25 protein-coding genes are annotated in these 23,638 nt (G+C 70.7%); 10 read left to right on the top strand and 15 right to left on the bottom strand.

Translation table 11 applies throughout. The features are described 5' to 3' along the window. Window positions 1-23: 23 nt before the first annotated feature. Window positions 24-971 carry a GlxA family transcriptional regulator gene (locus tag DEJ01_RS06970; protein WP_111092590.1) on the top strand — a complete coding sequence of 316 codons (948 nt, stop codon included), beginning with the start codon at window positions 24-26 and terminating at the stop codon, window positions 969-971. A gap of 17 nt (window positions 972-988) precedes the next feature. Here DEJ01_RS06970 and DEJ01_RS06965 read toward each other — a convergent pair whose 3' ends face one another. From DEJ01_RS06965 to DEJ01_RS06940, 6 genes are all read right to left on the bottom strand, one after another. Then, complete coding sequence (locus DEJ01_RS06965) at window positions 989-1,855, bottom strand: pentapeptide repeat-containing protein (RefSeq protein WP_111092589.1); 867 nt, start codon at window positions 1,853-1,855, stop codon at window positions 989-991. Window positions 1,856-2,120: 265 nt separating this feature from the next. Next, complete coding sequence (locus tag DEJ01_RS06960) at window positions 2,121-3,722, bottom strand: Na+/H+ antiporter (protein WP_111092610.1); 1,602 nt, start codon at window positions 3,720-3,722, stop codon at window positions 2,121-2,123. Between the two features lie 179 nt (window positions 3,723-3,901). Beyond that, window positions 3,902-5,035 carry a DUF475 domain-containing protein gene (locus DEJ01_RS06955; RefSeq protein ID WP_111092588.1) on the bottom strand — a complete coding sequence of 378 codons (1,134 nt, stop codon included), beginning with the start codon at window positions 5,033-5,035 and terminating at the stop codon, window positions 3,902-3,904. A 214-nt stretch (window positions 5,036-5,249) separates the two neighbouring features. Beyond that, complete coding sequence (locus DEJ01_RS06950) at window positions 5,250-6,818, bottom strand: UDP-N-acetylglucosamine 1-carboxyvinyltransferase (RefSeq protein WP_181438377.1); 1,569 nt, start codon at window positions 6,816-6,818, stop codon at window positions 5,250-5,252. A 108-nt stretch (window positions 6,819-6,926) separates the two neighbouring features. Further along, a complete protein-coding gene (locus DEJ01_RS06945; protein WP_111092587.1) occupies window positions 6,927-7,601 on the bottom strand; it encodes an ABC transporter ATP-binding protein in 675 nt (224 codons plus the stop codon). Continuing rightward, entirely contained in the window at window positions 7,598-8,683 is a 1,086-nt protein-coding gene (locus tag DEJ01_RS06940) for an ABC transporter permease (protein ID WP_111092586.1), read from the bottom strand. The genes DEJ01_RS06945 and DEJ01_RS06940 overlap by 4 nt, the downstream gene beginning before the upstream one ends. Before the next feature lie 151 nt (window positions 8,684-8,834). Between DEJ01_RS06940 and DEJ01_RS06935 the strand changes: the two genes are divergently transcribed. Then, the gene (locus tag DEJ01_RS06935; protein ID WP_111092585.1) at window positions 8,835-10,013 is read left to right on the top strand and encodes a sensor histidine kinase; all 1,179 of its coding nucleotides are present in this window, start codon (window positions 8,835-8,837) and stop codon (window positions 10,011-10,013) included. Continuing rightward, entirely contained in the window at window positions 10,010-10,630 is a 621-nt protein-coding gene (locus tag DEJ01_RS06930; protein ID WP_111030030.1) for a response regulator transcription factor, read from the top strand. The genes DEJ01_RS06935 and DEJ01_RS06930 overlap by 4 nt, the downstream gene beginning before the upstream one ends. A gap of 270 nt (window positions 10,631-10,900) precedes the next feature. Here DEJ01_RS06930 and DEJ01_RS06925 read toward each other — a convergent pair whose 3' ends face one another. Both DEJ01_RS06925 and DEJ01_RS06920 read right to left on the bottom strand, forming a co-directional pair. After that, entirely contained in the window at window positions 10,901-11,854 is a 954-nt protein-coding gene (locus tag DEJ01_RS06925) for a nuclear transport factor 2 family protein (protein WP_111092584.1), read from the bottom strand. A 44-nt stretch (window positions 11,855-11,898) separates the two neighbouring features. Next, a complete protein-coding gene (locus DEJ01_RS06920) occupies window positions 11,899-12,759 on the bottom strand; it encodes an SDR family oxidoreductase (protein WP_111030032.1) in 861 nt (286 codons plus the stop codon). Window positions 12,760-12,850: 91 nt separating this feature from the next. On the opposite strand from DEJ01_RS06920, the gene DEJ01_RS06915 reads away from it, so the two are divergent. After that, window positions 12,851-13,243 (top strand): helix-turn-helix domain-containing protein, encoded by a 393-nt coding sequence (locus DEJ01_RS06915; RefSeq protein ID WP_083404110.1) that lies wholly within the window; start codon window positions 12,851-12,853, stop codon window positions 13,241-13,243. A 45-nt stretch (window positions 13,244-13,288) separates the two neighbouring features. Here the strand turns inward: DEJ01_RS06915 and DEJ01_RS06910 are convergent, their stop codons facing one another. Further along, complete coding sequence (locus DEJ01_RS06910; protein WP_071244617.1) at window positions 13,289-13,816, bottom strand: thioesterase family protein; 528 nt, start codon at window positions 13,814-13,816, stop codon at window positions 13,289-13,291. Window positions 13,817-14,131: 315 nt separating this feature from the next. On the opposite strand from DEJ01_RS06910, the gene DEJ01_RS06905 reads away from it, so the two are divergent. The 4 genes from DEJ01_RS06905 (at window position 14,132) to DEJ01_RS06890 (ending at window position 17,359) form a co-directional block, all read left to right on the top strand. Then, window positions 14,132-14,953 carry an MBL fold metallo-hydrolase gene (locus tag DEJ01_RS06905; RefSeq protein ID WP_220038667.1) on the top strand — a complete coding sequence of 274 codons (822 nt, stop codon included), beginning with the start codon at window positions 14,132-14,134 and terminating at the stop codon, window positions 14,951-14,953. Continuing rightward, window positions 14,953-15,504: a CGNR zinc finger domain-containing protein gene (locus tag DEJ01_RS06900; RefSeq protein ID WP_111092582.1), complete on the top strand. Its 552-nt coding sequence runs from the start codon at window positions 14,953-14,955 to the stop codon at window positions 15,502-15,504. Before DEJ01_RS06905 ends, DEJ01_RS06900 begins: the two co-directional genes overlap by 1 nt. Window positions 15,505-15,566: 62 nt before the next feature. Continuing rightward, entirely contained in the window at window positions 15,567-16,394 is an 828-nt protein-coding gene (locus DEJ01_RS06895; RefSeq protein ID WP_111046118.1) for an SDR family NAD(P)-dependent oxidoreductase, read from the top strand. 89 nt (window positions 16,395-16,483) lie between these two features. Then, window positions 16,484-17,359 carry an NAD(P)H-binding protein gene (locus DEJ01_RS06890; protein ID WP_111092581.1) on the top strand — a complete coding sequence of 292 codons (876 nt, stop codon included), beginning with the start codon at window positions 16,484-16,486 and terminating at the stop codon, window positions 17,357-17,359. A gap of 77 nt (window positions 17,360-17,436) precedes the next feature. Here DEJ01_RS06890 and DEJ01_RS06885 read toward each other — a convergent pair whose 3' ends face one another. The 6 genes from DEJ01_RS06885 to DEJ01_RS06860 form a co-directional block, all read right to left on the bottom strand. Continuing rightward, window positions 17,437-18,300 carry a DUF4238 domain-containing protein gene (locus DEJ01_RS06885; protein WP_111092580.1) on the bottom strand — a complete coding sequence of 288 codons (864 nt, stop codon included), beginning with the start codon at window positions 18,298-18,300 and terminating at the stop codon, window positions 17,437-17,439. A 3-nt stretch (window positions 18,301-18,303) separates the two neighbouring features. Then, window positions 18,304-19,101 carry an anti-sigma factor domain-containing protein gene (locus tag DEJ01_RS06880; RefSeq protein ID WP_111092579.1) on the bottom strand — a complete coding sequence of 266 codons (798 nt, stop codon included), beginning with the start codon at window positions 19,099-19,101 and terminating at the stop codon, window positions 18,304-18,306. Then, a complete protein-coding gene (locus DEJ01_RS06875) occupies window positions 19,098-19,643 on the bottom strand; it encodes an RNA polymerase sigma factor (RefSeq protein WP_071244624.1) in 546 nt (181 codons plus the stop codon). The genes DEJ01_RS06880 and DEJ01_RS06875 overlap by 4 nt, the downstream gene beginning before the upstream one ends. 68 nt (window positions 19,644-19,711) lie before the next feature. After that, window positions 19,712-20,344: a class F sortase gene (locus DEJ01_RS06870; RefSeq protein WP_181438376.1), complete on the bottom strand. Its 633-nt coding sequence runs from the start codon at window positions 20,342-20,344 to the stop codon at window positions 19,712-19,714. 14 nt (window positions 20,345-20,358) lie between these two features. Next, window positions 20,359-21,198 carry a DUF4397 domain-containing protein gene (locus tag DEJ01_RS06865; protein ID WP_111092577.1) on the bottom strand — a complete coding sequence of 280 codons (840 nt, stop codon included), beginning with the start codon at window positions 21,196-21,198 and terminating at the stop codon, window positions 20,359-20,361. 109 nt (window positions 21,199-21,307) lie between these two features. Next, complete coding sequence (locus tag DEJ01_RS06860; RefSeq protein ID WP_111092576.1) at window positions 21,308-22,387, bottom strand: hypothetical protein; 1,080 nt, start codon at window positions 22,385-22,387, stop codon at window positions 21,308-21,310. A gap of 128 nt (window positions 22,388-22,515) precedes the next feature. On the opposite strand from DEJ01_RS06860, the gene DEJ01_RS06855 reads away from it, so the two are divergent. Both DEJ01_RS06855 and DEJ01_RS06850 read left to right on the top strand, forming a co-directional pair. Further along, on the top strand, window positions 22,516-22,812 hold the full coding sequence (locus DEJ01_RS06855) for a flagellar FlbD family protein (protein ID WP_027465534.1): 297 nt from the start codon (window positions 22,516-22,518) through the stop codon (window positions 22,810-22,812). A gap of 1 nt (window position 22,813) precedes the next feature. Further along, entirely contained in the window at window positions 22,814-23,638 is an 825-nt protein-coding gene (locus tag DEJ01_RS06850; protein WP_111092575.1) for a motility protein A, read from the top strand.

Genomic DNA, 23,638 nt, shown 5'->3' with positions numbered 1-23,638 from the left:
AGGCCAAACCGGAGGAGTCCCGCGTGCGGATCGCCATCTACGCCTTCGACGGCATCACGATGTTCCACCTGTCGGTCCCGCAGATGGTGTTCGACGAGGTCACCCGGCTCGGGCTCGCCGACTGGGAGACCGTCGTCTTCTCCGACCGGCGCGGTTCGGTCCGGACCGCCGAGGGGCTGACGCTCGGTCCCGTGCAGGGGCTCGACGCCACGGCGGACGCCGACCTGGTCGTGGTGCCGTCCTGGACCGACGACGGCACCCGACTGCCGGCACCGACGGAACGGGCGGTCGTCGACGCGCACGCGCGGGGATCGGTCGTGGTCGGTCTGTGCCTCGGGTCGATCGCGGTCGCCGGTGCCGGGCTCCTCGCGGGACGCAGCGCCGTCACGCACTGGCGCGAGGTCGACCGGCTCGCCGCCGCACACCCCGACGTCACCGTGGACGCCGACGTGCTCTACGTCGACCACGGTGACGTGCTGACCTCGGCGGGCACGGCGTCCGGGCTGGACGCGTGCCTGCACGTCGTGCGGACGCGGCTGGGCGCCGAGGCGGCGAACCGGGTCGCGCGCAGCCTGGTCGTCGCGCCGCACCGCGAAGGCGGGCAGGCTCAGTACATCGAGCGGCCGGTCGTGCAGCGTCGGGGCGACGACCCGGTGGCGACGGCATCGGCCTGGGCGGTGGAGCACCTGGACGAGGAGCTCGGCGTCGACCGACTCGCTGCGGCGGCCCACATGAGCCGCCGCAGCTTCGTCCGGGCCTTCAAGGCGTCGACCGGCACCACCCCGGCGGCCTGGGTACGGAGTCGCCGTCTGGACGAGGCCCGTCGGCTGCTCGAGACCACCGACCTGCCCGTCGACCGGATCGCCGCAGCGTGCGGGTTCGGCAACCCGGTCACGCTGCGGCAGAACTTCGCCGTGGCGTTCGGCAGCACACCCTCGAGCTACCGCCGACGGTTCGACGCGAGGCCTTGACCGGCCGATCCGCGGTCTCAGCGCGGCGCCGTGGGCGAAACCGGGGCGGCCGTCGACGGCCAGTGTGTCGGTCGATCGACACCACGGGGCAGCGCCGTGGTGCCGTCTCCGCGCGCCGCGTTCACCTGCGCCTGTGTGAGGAACACCGCTGTGGACAGGTCGGCTCCGTCGACCCGCGCATCCCGGAGGTCCGCGCCGAGAAGGTCGACACCGGACAGGTCGACACCGCGCAGGTCTGCCGCGATCATCGCGGCTCCCCGCAGGTCGGCCCCGCGCAGCGACCTTGCGCGGAGGTCGCGACCGGCGAGGTCCGCCCCCGGTCGCAACAGGCCGTCCGGAGCGTCGTCCGCCCCGGCGTTGTACCGGCCTCGGACCTCGGCGCTCACCTCGATCAGGACGTCGCGCACTCGAGCGTGCAGCGGCTCGACGTCCAGCGCGAGGAGCGTCGGCCGACCGGCGTCGAGGCTTCGCCGGATCTCCTGCGCGAGCAGGGCAGCGTCGTCTGCTGAGTCCGGGGTCACCGCACGGTCCTGTGCCTCGGCGAGGTGCCAGAGCATCTCGTGCAACCTGCGGACGATCGGGAACACCCGGAACATCTCCGCGCGGGAGTCAGGGTGGTCATGCCAACTGACCCCGTCGTAGAGGGTCTGGGACACGTACTGGCCAGCACCGGAGCAGTCGAAGACGGTGCAGCCCCGGAACCCGCGCGGCCGCAGCGCCTGGTGGATGGTGCAGGAGAAGTCGTCAGCGAGGTTGCCGCAGGGGGTGCCGGCGGGTTTGTCGATCGGGAAGTCGGCGGAGCGCTGGAACCCGAAGGCGGTGCAGCAGAGCGCGAAGCAGTTGCCGCAGTCCGCGCGCAGGGCGGACCGGTCGGTGGTCGTCATGGAGTGGTCTTCCTCTGGTGGTCTGGATGGTGTGCCGGGTGCGGGGGAACTCCTGGTGGAGTTCCCCGTCCGGGCGCACGAGACCACCCCCGCGCGTCGGCGGGGCGAACCGGTGGTGCTGGGTGGCCGGTGGGTCACCGAGAGAGACGGAGGATCACTGCGGCCAGGCTAGCGTTCCCGGTGCGATGGGAACGCGGAACGGGCATACCTGATCGGAACGACCGACCGGGTACGCCCGGTTCGACCAGGTGCGCCCGGAGTCGCCCTACGACGACGTGGGCGGTGACGCTACCGATTCGATGCCGTCCAGCCGCGCCTCTTCCGCGTCGTACCCGGCACGCACCTGACGCAGCACCAGGTCGTCGATCTCGTCGGCGTCCCGCAGGCGCAACAGGGTGTTCGCCTTGTGCTGGACGAGTGCGAGCTCGAGGGCGACCGCGTTGTCGTGCCGCTGCAGCGCGGGGTGGTCGTCGTCGTCCCCTTCGCGGGCCTCGATCACGTCGAGGTGCGCCTCGTACTCCTTCCGCAGGCGATCGACGGTCGCACGATCGGCTCCGGTCGACCGTGCGAGGCGGGGGAGCGCATCGAGTGCCTCCTCGATCGCGGTGCGTTCGGCGTAGCGACGTTCCTCGCTGACGGACTCGTCCTCGGGCAGCGCGGCGCGACGCAGGACGGCCGGCAGCACGAGGGCCTGGCCGACGATCGTGACGATGACCACGCCGGCGGTGACGAAGACGATGAGGTCCCGCTCGGGGAAGCCGCCACCGGACTCGAGGGTGCGCGGCACGGCGACGGCCATCGCGAGCGACACCGCGCCCCGGAAGCCGGCGAACCCGCTGACCAGCCGGTCGCGGTGCCCCTCGCGGGGTTCTCCGCCGGTGCGTCGGGTGACGAGCCAGATGGTCCCGCCCGCGGCGTTCAGGAACGCGAACCGCACGATGACGAGCAGCACCGCGACCGCGAAGACGATCCCGGTCCCGCGCAGCAGGTCGGCGGGGTCGAGTGCACGTGCGGCGACCATCGCCTCGATGCCGACCAGGACGAACAGCGCGCCGTTGAGCAGGAAGGTCAGGAACGACCAGAACGCGCGCACCTGCTGACGGGTCTCGGCACGGTCGAGCTTGGGACCGACCTGGCTGACGACGATGCCGGCGGCCACGACGGCGAGCACGCCGGAGGCGCCGATGGCCTCGGCGGCCAGGAAGGCTGCGAAGGGCACGAGCAGGGTGACGAGGTTCTCGAGCACGACGGTGTCGACGCGCCGCAGCACCATCGTCCCGATCCAGGCGGCGGCGAGCCCGGCGGCGACCCCGCCGATGTACGACAGGACGAGCATGCCGGACACGCCCCAGAACGTGAGTTCCTGCGTCCCGACGGTGACGGCCACCGCGATGCCGTAGACGACGAGGGTGGTGCCGTCGTTCACCAGGCTCTCGGCGCGGAGCACGGTGACGTTCCGCCGGGGCAGCATCTTCGTGAGCACGCCGACCGCGGTCGCGTCGGTCGGGGCGACCGCGGCGCCGAGCACCCAGGCCGGTCCCCACGGCATCCCGAGCAGGTGCAGCAGGACGGCGACGGCACCGGCGGTCACCACGACGAGCAGGGTGCCCATCAGGACGATGCCGCGCAGGTTCTTCCGGATCTCGCGGAGCGACGTCGTCAGGCTCTCCCAGTAGAGCAGCGCCGGCAGGAACAGCAGCAGCACGGCCTCGGCGGGGAGCTCGACGTCCGCGAACTCCGGCACGAGCCCGAGCAGCGCGCCGAAGACCAGGAGCAGCACGGGTGGTGCGATCCGGATCCGGTCGGCCACGGCCGCCGTCAGTGCGATGGCGAGGCCGAGCACGACCACCAGTTCCGGTCCCAGCACGTGCACTCCGATCGTCGTCCGACCCGCCAGTCAACGCCGATCCACGGTGGATCCTTCCAGAACAGCCGGACGACGCGCCGCACACAGCCGGACGACGCGCCGCGCACAGCCGGACGACAGGCCGCGCACAGCCGAACGACGCGCCGCACCACAGCGCACGACGCGTCACGAGCGCCCGCTCACACCGCCCGCGGCCGCCGCACCACCCGCCGCCACCACGCGCGCCACGGCAGGGAGCTCACCAGCGCCGACCCGATCACGACGGTCCCGAACCACCCCACGACGACGCCCGGGATCGGCACGAGCAGACTCGCCCACAGCAGCACCGACAGCACCCCGAGGACGTACGCCGCCCCGGCCTTCAGGTACCGCAGCCGCTTGAGCCCCGCAGCCTGGTCGACCCGCGAGGTCAGGCGGGCCAGGAACACCGCGCCCACCCCGATCGCCCCGATGGCGACCGCGGCCTGCTCGAGCGCCCCGAGCCCGTCCGACCCGAGCGGCCCGGACCCCGACAGGCTGTACACGCCGTCGAGGATCTCGAACAGCATGAACACGACGAGCCCCCGCTCGAACACGACCGTCGACGCGTACAGGTGGATGCGCCAGGCTCCGCGGCCGACCCCGATCGACGCCGTGTCCGACCCGCCGCCGCCGGGGCCGCTGCGCAGCGCGCATGCCGCGGTCCGCTTCGACACGAGGTACGCGGCGATGCCGGCCACCCCGCCGAGCGCGACCGGCAGCAGCGCACCGGCGGCCCACCCGGAACGCGACCCGACGAGCACGGAGGTCACCACGACCCCCGTCGCAGCGGTGACCAGCGACCAGACGCGGGGTCGCGCGACGGAGGCGAGCCGCGCCTCCAGGCTGCCCAGCCACGACCTGCGGGACGCGCGGTCGGTGTTGAACAGGTACTCGGCGAAGACCTGCCAGATGAACGCGGCGCCGAAGGCGGCGAGGGCGGGACGCACCTCGGCCAGGTGCGCGGAGAACGAGCCGGGCGCGAAGACGGCTTCCTCCACCGAGCTGGCCGGATCGGTCGCGTCACCGACCGCGACGGCGGCCGGCGGCAGGAGCAGGCGCATCGCGAGCACGCCCGCGACGATGCCGAGCGACAGGAACAGCCGCCGGGCGGGGGAGTGCAGCCGGCCGGCGATGCCGGCCATCGGCACGGACGAGTCCGCGGCCATCGCGATCTCGAGGAACGCGAGGGCCACGAAGGCGAGCGCTGCGGCGGGGCCGAGCACCAGCCAGGCCGCCGCGGCGGCCGCGACGGTGATGAGCAGGGGGACGGTCAGGAGTGATCTCGTGGCCATCTGCCCATCCAGCACGGTCGGCCTGGGCGGCGCATGGAGCGCTCCTGGGCATCGGCCTGGAGGCCCGTGGGGACCCCGTCAGACGGGTGACGGCCCGTCCCCACTTGCGGGGACGGGCCGGTCAGGGGAAACGCAAAACACCGGTGTTCGCGTGCTGAACCGCGGTCTGCGCGTGTTCAACCGGCGAACACCGGTGTCTTGCGGGGGTTCAGCGTCAGTCGTGGAACGTCTCGATGGACGCGCCGAGCGAGTTGAGGCGCTCCTGCAGCTGCTCGTAGCCACGGGCGATGATGCCGACGTTGCGCAGGACGCTCTCGCCCTTCGCCGCGAGCATCGCCAGCAGGATCACCACGGCGGGCCGCAGCGCCGGCGGGCAGCTGATCTCGGCACCCGAGAAGTGCGTCGGACCGGTCACGTCGAGGCGGTGCGGGTCACGCAGGGTGACGCTCGCACCGAGGCGCGTGAGGTCGAGCAGGTGGATCGCCCGGCCCTCGTAGACCCAGTCGTGCACGAGCGTGGTGCCCTCGGCCATGGCCGCGATGACGACGAAGAACGGCAGGTTGTCGATGTTCAGGCCGGGGAACGGCATCGCGTGGATCTTGTCGATCGGCGCGTGCAGTTCGGATGGGTACACCGTGATGTCGACGAGGCGGGTGCGGCCGTTGGCGGCGGCGTACTCCTCGGTGACGTCGAAGCGCAGGCCCATCTCGGCCAGGGTCGCGAGCTCGATCTCGAGGAACTCGATCGGTGCACGGGTCACGGTGAGGGTCGACGCGGTGACGATGCCCGCGGTCAGCAGGCTCATCGCCTCGACCGGGTCCTCGCTCGGCCAGTAGTCCACGACCTCGTCGATCTTGCTCTTGCCGGTGATGCGGAGCGTGGTGGTGCCGATGCCCTCGATCTGCACCCCGAGCAGCTCGAGGAAGAAGCAGAGGTCCTGCACCATGTAGTTGGGGCTGGCGTTCCGGATGACGGTCTCGCTGTCGCGGGCCGCGGCGGCCAGGATCGCGTTCTCGGTCACGGTGTCGCCGCGCTCGGTGAGCACGACCGACTTGGTGGGGACGGCCTGGTTCGCGACGTCGACCTCGTACCAACCGGAGGTCGCCTCGACGTCCACGCCGAACGGACGGAGCGCGATGAGGTGCGGCTCGACCGTGCGGGTGCCGAGATCGCAGCCGCCGGCGTAGGGCAGGCGGAAGGACTCGTACCGGCCGCTGAGCGGGCCGAGGAACATGAGCACGCTGCGGGTGCGGCGGGCGGCGTCGGCGTCGATCGCGTCGAGGTGCAGGTCGTCGGGGGCGACGATCTCGAGGGTCTCGCCGTCCTCCGACCAAGTGACGCTCGCACCGAGGCTGCGGAGCACGTCGATGATGCGGTCGACCTCGACGATCCGGGCGACCTTGTGCAGCCGGGTCACGCCGCGGTTGAGCAGCGAGGCGCAGAGCAGTGCCACGGCGGCGTTCTTGCTCGAGTTCACCGCGATGGAGCCGCTGAGCTTCCGGCCGCCCTGCACGCGCAGGTGGGCACGCTGCGGGGCGCCGCCGATCGAGACGATCTGCTGGTCGAGGGCGTCGCTGATGCGGGTGAGCATCTCGAGGGACAGGTTCTGCCCGCCCTGCTCGATGCGGTTGATCGCGCTCTGGCTGGTGCCGACGCGTTCGGCGAGCTGGGCCTGCGTCATGCTGCGGCCCTTGCGGGCGCCCCGGATCAGGGCGCCGACCTCACGGAGGGGTGCTGCGGTCGCCGGAGATGCCGGCGAGACGACGGTGGTGGTGTCGGTCATGCGCGCCACGCTAACACGCTCATGAGATAAAGCGGTGGAAGATCGACACCCGTCGCGCGTCCCGAGGTCTCGAATACGTCACAGTTGGGAATTTCGGGGGACGAACGCTCAGGCATCGGTCAGGCGGCCGTCGACGACGGTGACCAGGCGGTCGAGCGCGTCGCGGTGGACGAGATCGTGCGTGACGAGCATCGTCGCCGTGCCCTGCTCGTGCGTGAGGCGCTCGATCAGCGCCATGATCTCGGAGCCTCGCTCCTGGTCGAGCGCGCTGGTGGGTTCGTCGACGAGCAGGACGGACGGGGTGTTCACCAGGGCGCGGGCGATGGCGACCCGTTGCCGCTGGCCGCCGGAGAGCTGCGCGGGTCGCTTGCCGCGGTGCTCGGCGAGACCGACCGCTGCCAGCAGCGCATCGGCACGGGTGCGCACCGCGGTCCGGTCACGGTGGCCGCCGCCGAGCTCCGCCATGACGAGCAGCTGCTCCCGAGCGGTGAGCGACTCGATGAGGTTCGACTGCTGGAACACGATGCCGACCTGGTCGCGGCGGAGCGTCGTCGCCTCGTTCCGGCTCAGGGTCGCCGCGTCGACGTCGTTGATCCACACGTGCCCGGAGTCCGGGCGGATCAGGGTCGCCGCGACCGCGAGCAGTGAGGACTTCCCGGAGCCGGAGGGCCCGGTGATGCCCGTGACGACCCCGCTCGGAGCGGTCAAGGAAACGCGGTCCACCGCCGTGATGCGGGAGTCGCCGTCGGGGAAGGTGAGGGTGACGTCGTCGAGGGTGATCATCGGTTGCTCCCGAGTGCGGTGAGGGGGTCGGCCCTGGTGACGGTGCGGAGTGCGACGGCGGCACCGGCGAGGCCGAGGACGACCATCACGGCGGCCGGCAGCAGGGTGGTGAGCGGGCTGAGCAGGAACGGTAGGACACCGTTCGCGAGCGTCCCCAGGACCGACACGAGACCGATCCCGACCCCGACGCCGGCGGCCAGGACGACGAGTGCCTGGCCGAGGGCATCGGCCACGAGCGACGCGTCGGAGGCGCCGAGGGCCTTCAGGACGGCGATGTCGTCGGCACGCTGCAGCGTCCACACGGTGAAGAACGCCCCGACGACGAGCGCGGAGACTCCGAAGAGCATCACGATCATGAGTCCGAGGGACCCCACCTCCGACTTGAACGTCTCGAGCGCGGTGAGGCTGGCGAGCGGTGACGCGGCGACGGTGTGCGTGCGGTCCGCCGTGCTGCCCCAGTCCGGCGAACCGGAGACGGCGAGCACGGTCGCTTCGCCGTCCCCGCCGAGGCGCCGGTCGGTCGACGCCCACGCCGTCGGGGAGAGCGCGACGACGGGGGTGTGGCTGTACCAGGCGTCTCCGCCGACGGTGGCGACCCGGTAGGTCGTCCCGGTGATCGTGACGGCGTCCCCGACGGCGACGTCGAGGTCCTTCGCTGCGCCGGCGGACAGGCCCACCGTGTCGTCGGACCTCGGAGCAAGGTCGGTCACCGTCGACGTGGGGGCTCCCCGTGGGACGCCGAACAGGGCGACGGCGACCGCTGGTGCGGCTTCGGCGTGCACGGCGGCGCGCCCCTGTGCGATCCCGATCGGCGTGACGTGCTCGACGCCGGAGGACTCCCGCCACGCGGACACCGTCGCGGCGTCGATCGTCGACTGCGAGAACGATGGTTGCCCGATCGAGGGCTCCTGCAGGACGAGCCGGTTCCCGGGGAGGCCGAGGACCGCGGACACGTTCTGCGCGGCGAGGCCGCCGGTCAGGCCGGCGAGGAAGCCGACCAGGAGGGTGATCAACGACACCACGGACCCGATGAGCACGAACCTGCCACGGGCGGATCGGAGGTCGCGCCAAGCGACGAACACGATGGTTCCTTCCCGACGGCGGGGACGCTCCCTGCCGTCCAGACGAGCCTCGCCGTCGCGGGTCCCGGTGCCATCGCCGGGAGGTTGACTGCTGTCGTCCGACTTCTGGTTGATGTCCGGTAGGTCGTGGCCGCCGTACGCTGCAACGGACATGGCACACAGCACCCTCACGCCCGTGTTCGTCGGGCTCCGCACCGGACTGCACGCGCTGTTCGCCGCGCTCGTGGCACTCGTCGTCGTCCGGGTCCTCGTCGTCCGTGACCCGACCATGTGGGCGGCGATCGCCCTGGTGGTCGGGTTCGCCGTCCTGTACCTGCTCGGCGCCGGTGTCACCGCCGCGCCGGAGGCACGCCGAGCCGTGGTGGGAGCGGCCTGGATCACCGCCTTGACCGCCGTGTGGGTGGCGTTGCTCGTCCTGGTGCCGGAAGCGGCGTACCTGGTGTTCCCGTTGTTCTTCCTCTACCTGCACGTCCTGCCCCGGATCGTCGGGCCGGCCGCCGTGGTCGCAGCGACCCTGATCGCGGTCGTCGCCCTGGGCCTGCACGGCGGCTTCACCGTGGGCGGGGTGATCGGGCCCCTCGTCGGTGCCGGGGTCGCGCTGCTCATCGGCCTCGGCTACCGGGCGCTCGCCCGCGAGTCCGTCGAGCGGGAGGCGCTGCTGGCGGAACTCCTCGCCACCCGCGACCGACTCGCCGCGACCGAACGGCAGCAGGGGGTCCTCACCGAACGCGCCCGACTGGCACGCGAGATCCACGACACCGTCGCGCAGGACCTCTCGAGCATCCAGATGCTCCTCCACGCCGCCGAAGCAGCCGACGGCGGCCGGCCGGGCATCGAGCACATCCGCCTCGCACGCGCCACAGCGGCCGACGGCCTCGCCGATACCCGGCGGTTCATCCGGGAACTCGCACCGCCGTCCCTCGACGCCGGCCTCCCCGCGGCACTGCGCCGCCTCAGCGACCAGTGGCACCGCGAGGGGCTCGGCATCACCGTGACGGCCGCACCCGAAGCGTCGGAGTTGACGATGGACGTGCAGACCGCTCTGCTGCGCATCGCCCAAGGGGCCCTCGCGAACGTCGCCCAGCACGCCGGCGCCACGACCGTCGACATCACCCTCGACGTCACCGCGACGCACGCGTCCCTGCGGGTGCAGGACGACGGCTCCGGCTTCGACCCCGACCGTGTCGGCACCCGCTCCGGCACGTCCGACGCGTTCGGGCTCCGCGCGATGGGTGAACGTGTCGACCAGCTGGGTGGCCGTCTCACCATCGACAGCGCACCCGGGGACGGCACGACCATCACCGCGACCGTGGAGGTCGGTCGCCCGTGATCCGACTCGTCATCGCGGATGACCACCCCGTCGTCCGCGCCGGCCTGCGCGCACTCCTCGACGGGGCGGTCGACATCGACGTCGTCGGGGAGGCCGCGACACCCGACGAAGCCGCCGCGCTCGTGGCGTCCCTGGACCCCGACCTCGTGCTGATGGACCTGCAGTTCGGGCAGGACCGCACCGGTGCCGACGCCACCCGGCAGATCCGGTCGACCGACGCCGCGCCGTACGTCCTCGTCCTCACCAACTACGACAGCGACGGCGACATCCTGGGCGCTGTCGAAGCGGGGGCCAGCGGGTACCTGCTCAAGGACACGCCGCCCGACGAACTGCTCGCCGCGGTCCGTGCCGCAGCCGCCGGTGAGAGCGCCCTCGCGCCGGCGGTCGCGAGCCGCCTGATGGCAAGGATGCGTGCGCCACGGGTCAGCCTGTCCGCTCGTGAGATCGAAGTCCTCCGGCTCGTCGCCGAGGGCGCCTCGAACGTCGACGTGGCAGCACGCCTGCACATCACCGACGCCACCGTGAAGTCACACCTGGTCCACGTGTTCTCCAAGCTCGGCGTCGGATCCCGGACCGCCGCGGTGTCCGAGGCCCGGGCGCTCGGCGTCCTGCGCTGACGGAGCTGATGAGAGACCCTCGGTGCAGGCGAGGAATGTGCACGATCGCGCCCTGCTCTTCGAGAGCTGCCCGGAGTGGCTGCATGTGCTGCCGCTGGTGGTAGAAGCCGTGAACGAGGATCACTTCGGGGGCCGTCACGGCACTCAGCGAATCACCCTTAGCTCCGCTGTCCCGGTAGGCGATCGGCTGATGAGACCCCGTCTTGCCGACTGGTTGCAGTCGTCATAGACAACTCGTCGCGGTGGCAGGTTCTGCCTCCCGGGCGGTGGTCAGCTGGTGGGGACGACATCCCAGTGCTCTCGGATGAGGCCACCGTCGACGCGGAACAGGTCGGCAGCGAGGAGCGGGTCGCCGGGCTTCGCCCCGACCGCGCGGGAGAAGGTCCAGACGATGTCACCGTCGGAGAGCGAGATGACGGACTGCTGCGCCGGGAACTGGGCGCCGCTCCCGAACAGTTGCTTGAGGGCTGCTGTCCCGTTCGGAGCGACGGTGTTGTGCTGCAAGTACGCGGGGTCGAAGGCGCGGTCGAGGACGGACGCATCGTGGTCTCGGAAGAGTGTGTTGTACGCCGACACCGCGAGGACGCGGTTGCGTTCTTCCTGACGTTCCGACGGCGCGGTGGTCGGACGTGCCGGCCGGTACAGGTCGCTGAACATGGTGTTCGTGTTCCCGCTTGCGGGGGTGCCCGTCGGGATGGGCTGCTCGAGCGACCAGTGCTCGACGATCCGTCCGTGCTGGAGGCGGAACAGGTCGACGGCGGCATCACCGCGTCGTTCGTTGCGCGGGTCTGGTGCGATCTGCCAGTGCACGGCGACGAGGTTGCCGTCTGCTGCGGTGCGCTTGATCACTGCTCGAGCACCAGGGATGCGGGTACGGTCCGCCGAGAACTGGGCAAGGACACCCTTCGGTCCGGCAGTGGTTGCTGCGCCGTGCGTGACTGCGCTCGGGGACACGAACCGTGCCGCGACCTGCCGGGAGGATCTGCTGTCAGGATCGGTGAAGGTCCGGGTGATGAGCGTCCGGACGATGCAGGCGTTGCGGTGTTCGGTGTTGGTGTTCTGCCGGTTCCCGGCGACCGTCACGGTCGGCTTCGGTTGGGTTGCGGGAGCGGCCGCTGCCGGCGTGGACACGACGAGACCGGTGAGGAGGGCGGCTCCGGCGATGGCCGCCGCGCCGCGGGCGATGCGGCTGCTTCGTGTGCGCGTGATCAGGTCGTTGGTCATGGTTGTGCTCCTGCTCGTGTGTGGTTGACGGGACTGGATGCGGGTCACTGCGCCGCGATGGCTGCGAGGCCCTCGGCGAGCGGGGTGGTCGGTCGGCCGATGAGAGCCTTGAGTTCCCCGCTGGTGTGGGCGAGGAGACCGTCGCGGATGCCCGCGTCGAGGGCCACCAAGAACGCGACTGTGCCCTCGTCGAGCCCCGCTCCCCGGAGGGAGACAGCGTGTTCGTCCGTGCTGAGGGCCTGGTAGTGCACCGGTGAACCGATCACGTCGGTGAGGGCATCGGCGAGCTCGGCATGGGTCCATGCGTAATCGCCGGAGAGTTCGAACACACGCCCGGCGGTTTCGTCATCGAGCGCGACGACCGCGGCTGCTTCAGCGAAGTCGCGTCGGCTGGCGCTGGCGACGCGGCCGTCTCCGACACTCGCCGTGATCACACCCGACTGCCGTGCGATGTCGAGCGTGGTCGCGTAGTTCTCGGTGTACCAACCGTTGCGGAGGATGGTGGCGGGGACGCCGGATGCGGCGATGGCCTCCTCCGTGGCCTTGTGCTCGGGAGCGAGGATCAACTCCGAGCGACCAGCGTCCAGGACGCTCGTGTAGATGATCCTGCTGGCGCCGGCCGCTGCGGAGGCGTCGATCACCGCGGTGTGCTGTGCGACGCGCTGCCCGACGGCATCGCTCGAGATCAGGACGACGACGTCGCCGGCACCGATGACGTCAGCGATCGTGCTCGGACGGGTGTAGTCGAGCACGGCGGTCCGGACGCCCAGTGTCGCGAGGTCTGCGAGGCGAGTGATGTTGCGTGAGGTCGCGATGACCGACTCGGGGTCGGCCCCGCGTTCGATGAGAGCTTCGACGACGAGGCGGCCGAGCTGGCCGGAAGCGGCGGTGACGATGATGGACACGAGGTCTCCTTCTGCGATCTTCAGCGGGTGATCGCAGCATCGCAGGAAACTCTCCTGTACGAAGGTACGCACCTTTTTGTAAGGTACTTACATGGATGTCGGAATCGTGGAAGCCCCTGCACCGCCCGTGCAGGATCCGGATGCGTTCGCGCGCTTCCCAGCGGCGTGTCCTACGCGAGTTGTGCTCACCCACGTCACGAGTCGGTGGGGTGTCCTCGTGCTCCTCGCGCTCGAGCCGGGCAGCATGCGCTGGGGGGAACTTCGACGCACCATCGAGGGGATCAGCGAGAAGATGCTCGCCTCGACCCTGCGGACACTGGAGCACGACGGGATCGTGAACCGGGTCGCGCAGCCCACGATCCCGCCTCGAGTGGACTACTCGCTCACCGACAGCGGTAGCGAACTGGCAGCTCGACTCGTTCCCCTCATGGACTGGATAGTCGAGCACGCCGACGCCATCGTCGATCGGCCTTCCGGCGACTGACACCCCGCGGTCCTGAGCGGGATCTGTGTCACGCGGCCGCCGGGCTCACGACGGCGAATCGGCCGCGGCGCTGCGAGCGGAAGCGGACCAGTCAGCGACCCAGCCGGGCACAACGAGATCGTCCCCGTCGAGGAGAGCGCGGAGATCGTCGGTCACGACGGGGCCGTCGTGTCGCGTCAAGAACTTCGTCCGCACGACGGCGTGCGCGTGCAGGTTTCCGCGTCGAACGAAGATCTGCTCGGTGTAGCTGCCGTGATCGTCGGAACCGAGGTACCTCGTGCGGAGTTCGAAGCGCTGGCCGACTCGGAGGGGCCTCCGGTAGGTCACCGTTTGCTGCGCCACGACCGCTGCCCAGCCTTCGGCTCGGGTCCGATCGAAGATCCCGGTGCGTCGAAGCCACCGCAGTCTTCCGAGATCCATGATCGTGAGGTAGCGGCCGTTGTTCATGTGGCCGTACACATCGATGTCACCGACAGTCACACGGAAGATTGCGTTGTCGGTTCCGTGGATGTCGAAGTCTCGTCGGAAGCGCTGTCCGAAGAGCACAAGAAGAAGTCGGAAGTACAGGTTCACGGGGCTCCTCGCCGGCGAGTCGTGTCTTGACGGCGCTCGGTTCCGAAGCGCCCGCGGTCGCATGACCGCGGTCCTGCGGTCGCATCACGCCATACGACCGTATGTCGAAAAGTGGGTCCTGCTCGATGAGGGCATGCTCAGTGAGTGAGGCCTGTTGTGGCAGCCCCGTGATCAGCCTGACCGATGGGGTGCGCGGGCGGGTGCGTGCCGAGCCGAGCCGAACGGCAGCATCGAACTCCTTGAGGTTCTGTAACGTGCAAAACCTTTTTGTACGTTACAGTGAGTCGCATGAGTGAATTGAGCTACGACGTTCTCGTGACCGACGGACCGGAGTGGGCTGGTGACGCACGGCTGCCTGACGGCCGCCCTCTGGTGTGGAACCCAGGCAGCACGATCCTGATCTCCGGGGCGGAGCACGCGGTGCTCGTTGACGCACCGTTCACCCACGAGCAGATCAAGGCGGTCGGTGACTGGGTCGAAGCGTCCGGCAAGACACTGACGCACATCTACGCAACCCACGGCCACGGTGACCACTGGTTCGGTGGACACGCCCTGGTGGAGCGGTTCCCGTCGGCGACGGTGCTCGCGACGAAGCAGACGATCGCGATGATGCACCAGGAGGCGACAACGGGCCGCGAACAGCTGTGGGACCAGATCTTCCCGGGGCTGATCCCTGAGGCACCTGTCATCGCGGAAGAGGTTGGCCCCGACGGGTTCGACCTCGAAGGTCATCGGCTGCTCCCCATCGAGGTCGGACACACCGACACCGACGGCACCACAGTGCTCCACGTCCCGGACTTGGACCTCGTCGTCGCTGGCGACAGCGTCTACAACGGGGTGCACCAGTACCTCCTGGAGGGGCCTGGTGGCGGCTTCGAGCACTGGCTCGCAGCGCTCGACGTCATCGAAGCACTCGGAGCCCATCACGTCGTGGCAGGCCACAAGAACCGGGCACTGGCGGACAGCCCCGAAACCATCGCCGAAACCCGGACGTACCTGCGCGACGTCATGGCGCTGCTCGATGACGGTGTCACCCCGGAGCGGTTCCTGCAGGAGATGACCACCCGCTACCCCCACCACCTCAATCTCAGCCCTGTCTGGTTCGGTGGTCTCACTCTCCTGGGGGGAGGGGCTTGATGCTCGAGGGCACCGCGACGACCCGGTACGAGGCGAACCCCGCACCGGGTGACCTCGCGCTCCTGCAGGACCTCGTCAACACCGTCAGCGTCGGCCCCGGGGCTGACCTCCTGGGATCCACCGACAGCGCAACGACCTGGCTGGCGTCGATCGGCACCGGGGCCGGCGTCGACGTTGACTCCCTCGAACGCCTGCGTCGCCTACGGACAGCCCTCAGGCGACTGCTCGGTGACGGGCCCGCGGAACACCATCAGCCAGTGGATCTCGCCCTCCGCCTGCGCCTCGACGACGACGGCATCACCGTGCCGCACGACGGCGGTGACTTCATCGAGGCGAAGGTCGCAGTCGCGCTGCTCGAAGGGCGCGCCACGGGTGCGCTCTCGCGGCTCAAGTTGTGCGCGAACCCGGACTGCCAGGTCGCGTTCTTCGATCAGTCCAAGAACGGGGCCGCCAAGTGGCACTCGTCGGCCCGCTGCGGCAACGCGGCCCGCGTCCGTGCACACCGAGACAGGACCATCAGCCGAACCGACACGAACTCGTCAACCAGTTGAGTCCGCTCCAACTTGACACCCCGCAACACAACTCCGCAGACACAGCAGATCGGAACAAACGCATGACCTCCAAGACCTGGTTCATCACTGGCGCCGGCCGCGGCTTCGGCCGGCAGTTCACGGTTGCCGCCCTCGAACGCGGCGACCGCGTCGCAGCGACCGCTCGGGACCTCGCCGCACTCAACGACCTCGCCGCCACCCACGGCGACCGCCTCTTCGCCATCGCACTCGACGTCACCGACGCCGCCGCCGTCCACGCGGCGGTCGATGCGGCGGCCGAACGCTTCGGCACGCTCGACGTCGTCGTGAACAACGCCGGGTACGGCCTGTTCGGGATGGTCGAGGAACTCAGCGAAACCGAACTCCGCCAGCAGTTCGACGTCAACTTCTTCGGCGCGTTCAACGTCACGCGGGCGGCGCTGCCCGTCCTGCGCGCTCAGGGAAGCGGCCACATCGTGCAGATCTCCACCATCGGCGGGGTCATCGCGTTCCCCGGCCTCGGCGGGTACAACGCCTCCAAGTGGGCACTCGAGGGCCTCTCGGACGCCCTCGCCCAGGAAGTAGCCCCGTTCGGGATCAACGTCACCCTGGTCGAACCGGGGCAGTACGGCACCGACTGGGCAGGGTCGAGCGCTGTCAACGCCACCCCGAACTCGGCGTACGAGGACGCCCACCGCGCAGCCGAGGCGGCCGAAAGCAACCGACCGGTCGAGTGGCTGGGCAAGCCCGAGGCCGTCGGCGCAGCCATGTTGGAGCTCGTCGACAACCCGACCCCGCCGCTCCGCGTCTTCTTCGGCGCCGCACCCACCGTTGTCGTCCCCCAGGTCTACGCCGCCCGACTGGCGGAGTGGGAGTCCTCGAAGGAGTTCTCAGTCCGAGCGAACGGCTGAACCGCACCTCGACCACCGCTCATCCCGGGCGCCCAGGAGCGCGAAGCGCCCGCCCGAGCCGCAGTCACCAAGAGAAGGCAGACATCGACATGACCGAAGTATCAGGACCGGGGCTCGTTGCCATCGCAGGCGCGACGGGGCGTGTCGGCAGGGTGATCACCGACGGGCTCTCCGCTGCCGGCACCGCGGTACGTGCACTCAGCCGGACACCCGCAGCGCAAAACGCTGGCACCCAGACCACGAGCGTCCACATCGACTACGCGGACCCCGAGTCGATCGCGTCCGCTGTCAACGGCGCCGACGTGCTGGTCATCAGCCTCGGCAGCTCCGACGACCAAGCCCACCAGGAAATCGCCCTCATCGACGCGGCCGCTCGCGCCGGGGTCGAACACGTCGTCAAGGTCAGCTCGTGGAGCTGGCCCTCCCGCATGCACCCAATCGACTGGCATCTGCAGGTGGAGGGCCATCTCGGCGCGGTCGACATCGGTTACAGCGTGCTGCGCCCCATGACCTTCAGCGCCGTCATCGGAGGTCAGGCCGGACTCATCAAGAGCGACCTGTGGGGAGGCGCTGCCGGCACGCTTCCCGCGAACCTCATCGACGTGCGCGACGTCGGAGACGTCGCGACACGCCTGATCCTGAGCGGTGCAGCGAGCGGCTCGGTCCGCAGGGCCTACCACCTCACCGGACCCGACGGACTGAACATGGACGCCATTGCAGAGCTCATCTCGGAAGCAATCGGGCGCACCGTGACCTACACGCACCGAACCCCTGACGAACAGCGAGCCCTGCTGCTGTCACTCGGACTGCCGGAGATGGTCGTGGGCCTCCTCGTGAGCATCGACGTCGAAGCCCTTGCGTCTGGCGCCAGCACCGAAAAGACGTCCACTGTGGAAGATCTGCTGGGCCGGCCTGCCCGCTCGATCCCGGACTGGGTCGCGGAAAACGCCGAGCTCTTCCGCTGATCTCGTCCGGTAGCCGATCGGCTATCGAGACGGTCCGCGTGGGCCGGATTCGCGGCGTGCTCGGCATCGGCGAGCGGTTAGACAACACCGTTCGGTTCGCCGTTGAACTCCCAAGGGTCGTTCTGGATGCGCATGTTCACGAGATGGGGCTCGGGTAGGTCGTCCGGGATGCGGTGCTCATCGCTGGGGTGGCAGTAGAGCCATCGGCTTGCGTGGCCGATCGTGTGCTCGTTGAAGAAGCGCTCGTAGGCGGTCGTGCCTACAGGGACGAGTGTGTCTCGCAGGCCCTGGTGCACCTCCTCGACGGGGACCAGGCCTTGGAACGGCGTCGGGTCTCCCATGATGAGTCCAAGCTTCCGAGTCAAGGGCATCGCGATGCCCCAAGCGGTCATGTATCCGACCCCTTCCCACTCGTTAGCGTCGGGCTGTGCGACCAAGCTCACCGGGGAGTCGGAGGTGACTAGCGACCTGCGATCGAATCGGACCAGCGTCCAAGGTCGTCCGATCACGTATTTCAGAAGGCCGTCGGCGGTCTTCAGCATCTGTTCGGCGAACTCCCCATGACTGACTTGTACGGGCGGCCCCTCGGGGCGCATTGCTTCATCCCACAGCTGTTGCACTTTCTCCTCGGGGACGGTCCTTCCGTCGTGCTCGAGCCGAGCCTTGAACCGATCTCGTCCCCCGAAGCCAATCTCAAGCCGTGCGGCGAAAGCAGCGAGCGAGTCTGCCGTTCTTCGGTTCACCTGTGTCCGGGTTGCTTGCAACGCGATGAAGTACCCCAAGGCAGTGCGATCTGCGACGTCAAGTGGCCATCGGCCTTCTGCCTGCGCTGCACGACAGGCGGGGCACCAATCAACGCCGTCTGTTGAGCAGTCCCACCCGTACGATTCCGCGTGGCCGCGCGCACCGTTGTCCCGCTCGCGGACACCAGTGCCCCGCACGGCTCAGGGATCGGTCAGGGTGCCCCGGACGATCGAGTCACCGGAGTGCGCCGGATCGCCGTCGTCGGCCTCGGCCGAGACGTCCACAACGGGGAACTCCGCGGTGTCGACGCCGTCGGGCACCGTGAAGCGGCCCTGGTCGCCGTCGAGGTAACCGACGCTCACCAGTCCGCCGAGGTCCGACCGCATCATCCAGACCTCGCGCAGCGGACCGGTGCCGGAGCGACCGCGCTCTCCGTGCAGGTCGACGAGCAGGGTCACCCGGCCGTCCTGGTCACGTTCGAGTTCGGCGCGGCCGGTCGTCCCCGACCAACCGGGCAGCGCTGCGAGCTCGGTGTTCGCCAGGACGGTCTCGGTGTCGCCGCGGGGGAGTCCGGGGACGACCCCCGACGCCACACCGATGCCGAGGACGACGGCGAGCACGCCGACGCCGGCGATCACCAGCGCCAGGACACGGCGACGACGCGGACGGGATCGGGGTCGGCGGGCCGCGGCGAGGTGCTGCGCGTCGGACGGCGTGGCGACGGATGCGCGTTCGGCCGCTCGTCCGGGGTCGGTCGCCGGCGCCGCAGCCTGCTGCGGCGTCCGGGCGACCTCGGCCGCGATCCGGTCCCACACGTGCTCCGGGGGCGCGGCCAGCGTGACGTCCTCGGACGCCCGGGTCACCGCGGCGACCCGCTGCAGCGCGGCGACCTCGTCGCGGCACCGGTCGCAGGACGCCAGGTGCTCGGCGACGTCGTCCGCGGCGACCTGGTCGGAGACCGCGAGCATCGCCAGCGTCTCGTCGTCGACGTGCTTCATTCGATCACCTCCAGACGTGTTCGGAGCCGAGCCAGACTTCGGTGGATGTGGCTCTTGACGGTGCCCAGCGGCAGTTCGAGCCGTTCGGCGATCTCACGATGGCTGAGGTCGTCGTAGAACGCCAGTCGCATCACGCGCCGTGGGACCTCGTCGAGCCGCTCGAGCTCGCCGGCGACCAGGGCGCGTTCGGCCAGGTCGAAGGCCGGTTCCGGCGCCGGGGTGGTCTCCTCGACCACGTCCGGGTCGGCGGCGCTGGCGTGCCGGCGACGCTCGTTCTGCGCGTCGGCGATGCAGTTCCGGGTGATGCCGACCAGCCACGCGCCGAGCGGGGCGCGGCCGGGGTCGTAGCTCGTGCTGCGCTGCCAGGCCTTCACGAAGACCTGCTGCGTGACGTCCTCCGCGGCGGCCGGGTCGGCCAGGGCGCGCAGGGCCAGCGAGTACACGAGCGACGACCACCGTTCGTAGACGGCTCGCAGGGCGTGCTCGCCCCCGGCGCGGAACGCGTCCGAGAGCTCGCTGTCGTCCGGGAGGATGGTCGTCACGTCTTCCTGTCGCTGGCGCGGTCGTCGTCGACCACGATCCGATCGTAGGGGGCGGATCGTCGCCACGGTCAGGCCGGGACCGCGGTGACGACGAGGTTGCTCTCGTAGTGTCCGGTGGCTGCGTCGAACGTCCCACCGCAGGTCACCAGGACGAGCCGTCGTGGTCCGTCGTCACGGAACACCTCGCCCCAGGGGAGTCCCTGCTTCTCGAGCATGCTGACGGAGTCGATCCGCCACGCGGTCTCGGCACCGTCCGCGTCGGTCAGGGTGACCCGGGTGCCGGTCGGGGCGTCGCCGAGCCGGGAGAACGGGCCGATGCCGTAGCCGACCGCGTCGACGTGGGCCGCGATGACGACGGTGCCCTCGGTGGACGACGGTGCGGCACCGAACCGGTACCAACCCGCGGTGGCCGGGTCGGGCGGGAGCGCCATGGCGCCGTCCTCGTCGACCCCCTCGGGGCGGATCGGCGCGCGGATGCCGGCGTGGTCGACCGTGATGGTGGTGGGGGCGGGGGCGTCCCGGACCGGGGGGATCGTGGCGGCCTGCTGCGGGACCTCGGTCGAGAACGCCGACGGGACCGGTGAGGGGGTGGTGGTCGGCAGGACGGACGGCTGCCCGCCGGGGGTGGTCCCGGCCGACGAGCACCCGGTCAGGGCGGCGGCCGCCACGGCGACGACGAGCGTCACCGTGGCGGACCGCACGGGGCGTGGCACGTTCAGCGGCGGGTCGCTGCGTGCCGGCGGCGGAGCACCACGGCCCCGATCGCGGCAGCGGCGGCCAGTGCGGCCGCCGCTGCGCCGACCAGGGGCAGGGGGTCCTGGTCGTTCGTGGCCACGAGACCGGCGTTCCCGGCGGGGACGCCGTTCGGCGTGCCACCGAGGTCCGCGATCGTCTGCGTGGCGAGGGCGAGGTTGTCGTCGTCCAGGCTGCCCCAGGCGTAGACGATGGTCGACGAGCCCGCGGTGACCGCGACGTCCGCCGGGCCGATCACGGGGTCGGTGGTCCCGGTGGCGGCGACGGTCGCCGACACGGTGCCGGCCGGCAGTTCGAGTGCCTGCTCGTCGGGGTTCGACAGGTTCGACACGACGGCCTTGCCGCCAGCGAGGACGTCGACGGCCGGTGCGGCGGCGACGTGCCGGACGACCAGGCGTCCCTGGCCGGCCGCGACGGCCGAGGTGTCGTTGGTGAACACCGTGGCGGTGGGTGACCCGTCCGCGGCGTCGTGGGCGACGGCGGTGTAGTTGCCGCCGGCGTCGAACGAGACGTCCGCCGGGCCGATGATCGGCTTCGACGCGTCGGTGGCGTCCGAGGCGGTGATCGCGAGCTGGTGTGCACCGGCCGGCACCATCATCGGGCCGGCGAGGGTGCCCGGGGTGAAGTCGTCGATGGCCCGTTCGCCGTCGAGGTAGACGTCGACGGTGACGTCGGGGACGGCGTGGAGGACCGAGAGCGTCGCCTCACCGGTGGCGGCGGTCGCAGCGGTCGCGGGCAGTACGGCCGCAGCGGCGGCGAACAGGACACCGGCGCTGAGGCCGGTGGCGAGTGTCTTGCGCATGACGTGTCTCCTTCGGGCCTGTCCGGGCCGGTGCGGACGACGTCGTCCTCGACGTCGTACCCCCACTACCGCCGGAGCACCCCGATCGGATGCAGCGATTTCCTGGGGATCAGCTGAGACGGCGCCAGACCCCTGCGTTGCCCGGACGCGACCAGGTCTCCGGATCGCCCGTGACCGCCTCGTCCCCGGCTCCCCGGTCGGTGAGCCGGTACGCGGAGTCCGGCGTCCACCCTGCGACGACGCTCGCGCGGCGGCCGTCGACCGGCACGGCGAGCCCGGAAGTGCGGAACCAGCCCGCGACGGTCAGGTGCACGACGTCGTACTCGGTGGCCACCGCGGACCAGTCCGGCAGCACCCAGTCACCCTGCCGTCCGGTCGCCACGGCCCAGTCGTTCCGTCGGGTCGTCCGCGTCACGTCGAGCGGCCAGCGGCGGCACAGCGCAGCCCAGTCGGCGGGACCGTCGACGGTGCACACGCGCGCCGTGGCATCGGCGGGCACGGCCGAGACCACGGCGCGTTCCTGCCCGAAGGAGTCCTCGACCGCCCAGAGCGCCAGCGGCCCGGCGGACGGGAACGGCGCTCGCGTGTGCTGCGCGAGCGGCCACGGCGGCGTCGTCCACCACACCCCGCTGGCCACCCCCGGGTTCCCCTCGGCGTCCTCGCGGCGCAGCTCCCGGGACCAGTCGGCGAGCGCCTCTGCCGCTCCCGGACGTCGGGGCTGCTCGTCCTCGTCGAACTCGACGGTCCATGCTCCGCCCTGCGGGTCGAAGAGCCGGCGCACGACCGGGCTCCCGACCGCCCACCGAGCGAGCCGCCGGAGCGCGGCCTGCAGTTCCGTCCGAGCGAGGAGCGCGTCCAGCGCGTCGGGTTGCTGCCACCACAGCGCGCTCTCCGCAGTCGACTCGAGCGCGACCACGACGTCGTCCTCGCCCACGGACGGCAGGGACACCGCCGCGAGTGCGCTCGCCACCGCTGCGAGGTCCGGAGCCGGCTCGGGTTCGACCGCACCACCGATGCCGAAGAGCGTTCGGTCGTCGCCGCGTTCGACGCCGAGGTGGTGCTCCGCCCAGAAGAGCAGGTGGCCGAGCTGCACGGCGGCCGGCTCGTCGGGGTCCTGGACACCGCTGACGAGCTCCAGGCAGAAGCGCCGGCCACGCGGGTGGGCGAGCAGGTCCGAGGCATCGATCACCGAACCAGGCTAGTGACGGCCGCTAACGCACCCGTCGCACGCGCCGATAGTCCTCTGTGCAGGCCCACGGACGGGCCCGCATCCCGCCCCACGGACGGCGGCGGGACGATCGAGAACCAGGACGGGCCATGATCGTCGTCACACGACTGAACGGCAGCGGATTCGCTGTGAACCCCGATCTCGTGGAGCGCATCCAGGAGACGCCGGACACGACGCTCATCATGGTCGACGGCGCGAAGTACATCGTGCGGGAGTCGATGGCCGACGTCATCGACCTGATCGCCGCGTACCGCGCACGCATCGTCGGCATGGCCTACGGCACCGACCAGGCCCCCCGCACGAACACCGGCCCGCAGCCGACGCTCGCCCCGGTCGCCGCGCTCCGCTCCACGCAGCACGGCCGCGCGCTGGACGGGGGTCGCTGACGTGGACATCGCAACGATCGTCGGCATCCTGCTCGCCTTCGGCGCCCTGTTCGGCATGGTCCAGATGGAGCACGTCGAGCTCGGGGGACTCTTCCTGCCCGCCCCGATGCTGCTCGTGTTCGGTGCCACCATCGGCTGTGGCATCGCCAGCACCACGCTGAAGGACGCGATCGCCAGCTTCAAGGCCGTGCCGAAGGCGTTCACCGGCAAGGTCACCCCGCCGGCGTCGGTCATCGACGACATCGTCGGGCTCGCCGAGACCGCCCGCGCCAACGGCCTGCTCGCCCTCGAGCAGGAGGCCGACAAGCACGACGACCCGTTCATGAAGAAGGCGCTGCAGAACATCGCGGACGGCACGGACGGCGACGAGCTGCGGATCCTGCTCGAGGACGAGATCGAGTCGAACGCGGCCCCGACCCGGAGCGCGAGTGCGTTCTTCATGGGCCTCGGCGGCTTCGCCCCGACCGTCGGCATCATCGGCACCGTGGTCTCGCTGACCCACGTGCTCGCGAACCTCGGCAAGCCCGACGAGCTCGGACCGCTGATCGCCAGTGCGTTCGTCGCCACCCTGTGGGGCCTGCTGACCGCGAACTTCATGTGGCTGCCGATCGGCGGCAAGCTCCGCAAGCTCGCCCAGCTCGAGTCGGACCGCCAGACGCTCCTGATGGAGGGGCTGCTCGCGGTGCAGGCCGGCAGCCAGCCCCGTCTGCTCGGCGAGCGGCTGAAGGCCATGGTCCCGCCCGCCGCCCGCGCCGACACGGGCGGCAAGGCCGGCAAGGCCGGCAAGAAGGCCGACGCGGCCGACGACCAGCAGCTGGCGGCCTGA

It is taken from the genome of Curtobacterium sp. MCLR17_040, from assembly GCF_003234735.1.
GTDB classification, from domain to species: domain Bacteria; phylum Actinomycetota; class Actinomycetes; order Actinomycetales; family Microbacteriaceae; genus Curtobacterium; species Curtobacterium flaccumfaciens.
This window is presented reverse-complemented; position numbering and strand designations above follow the sequence as displayed.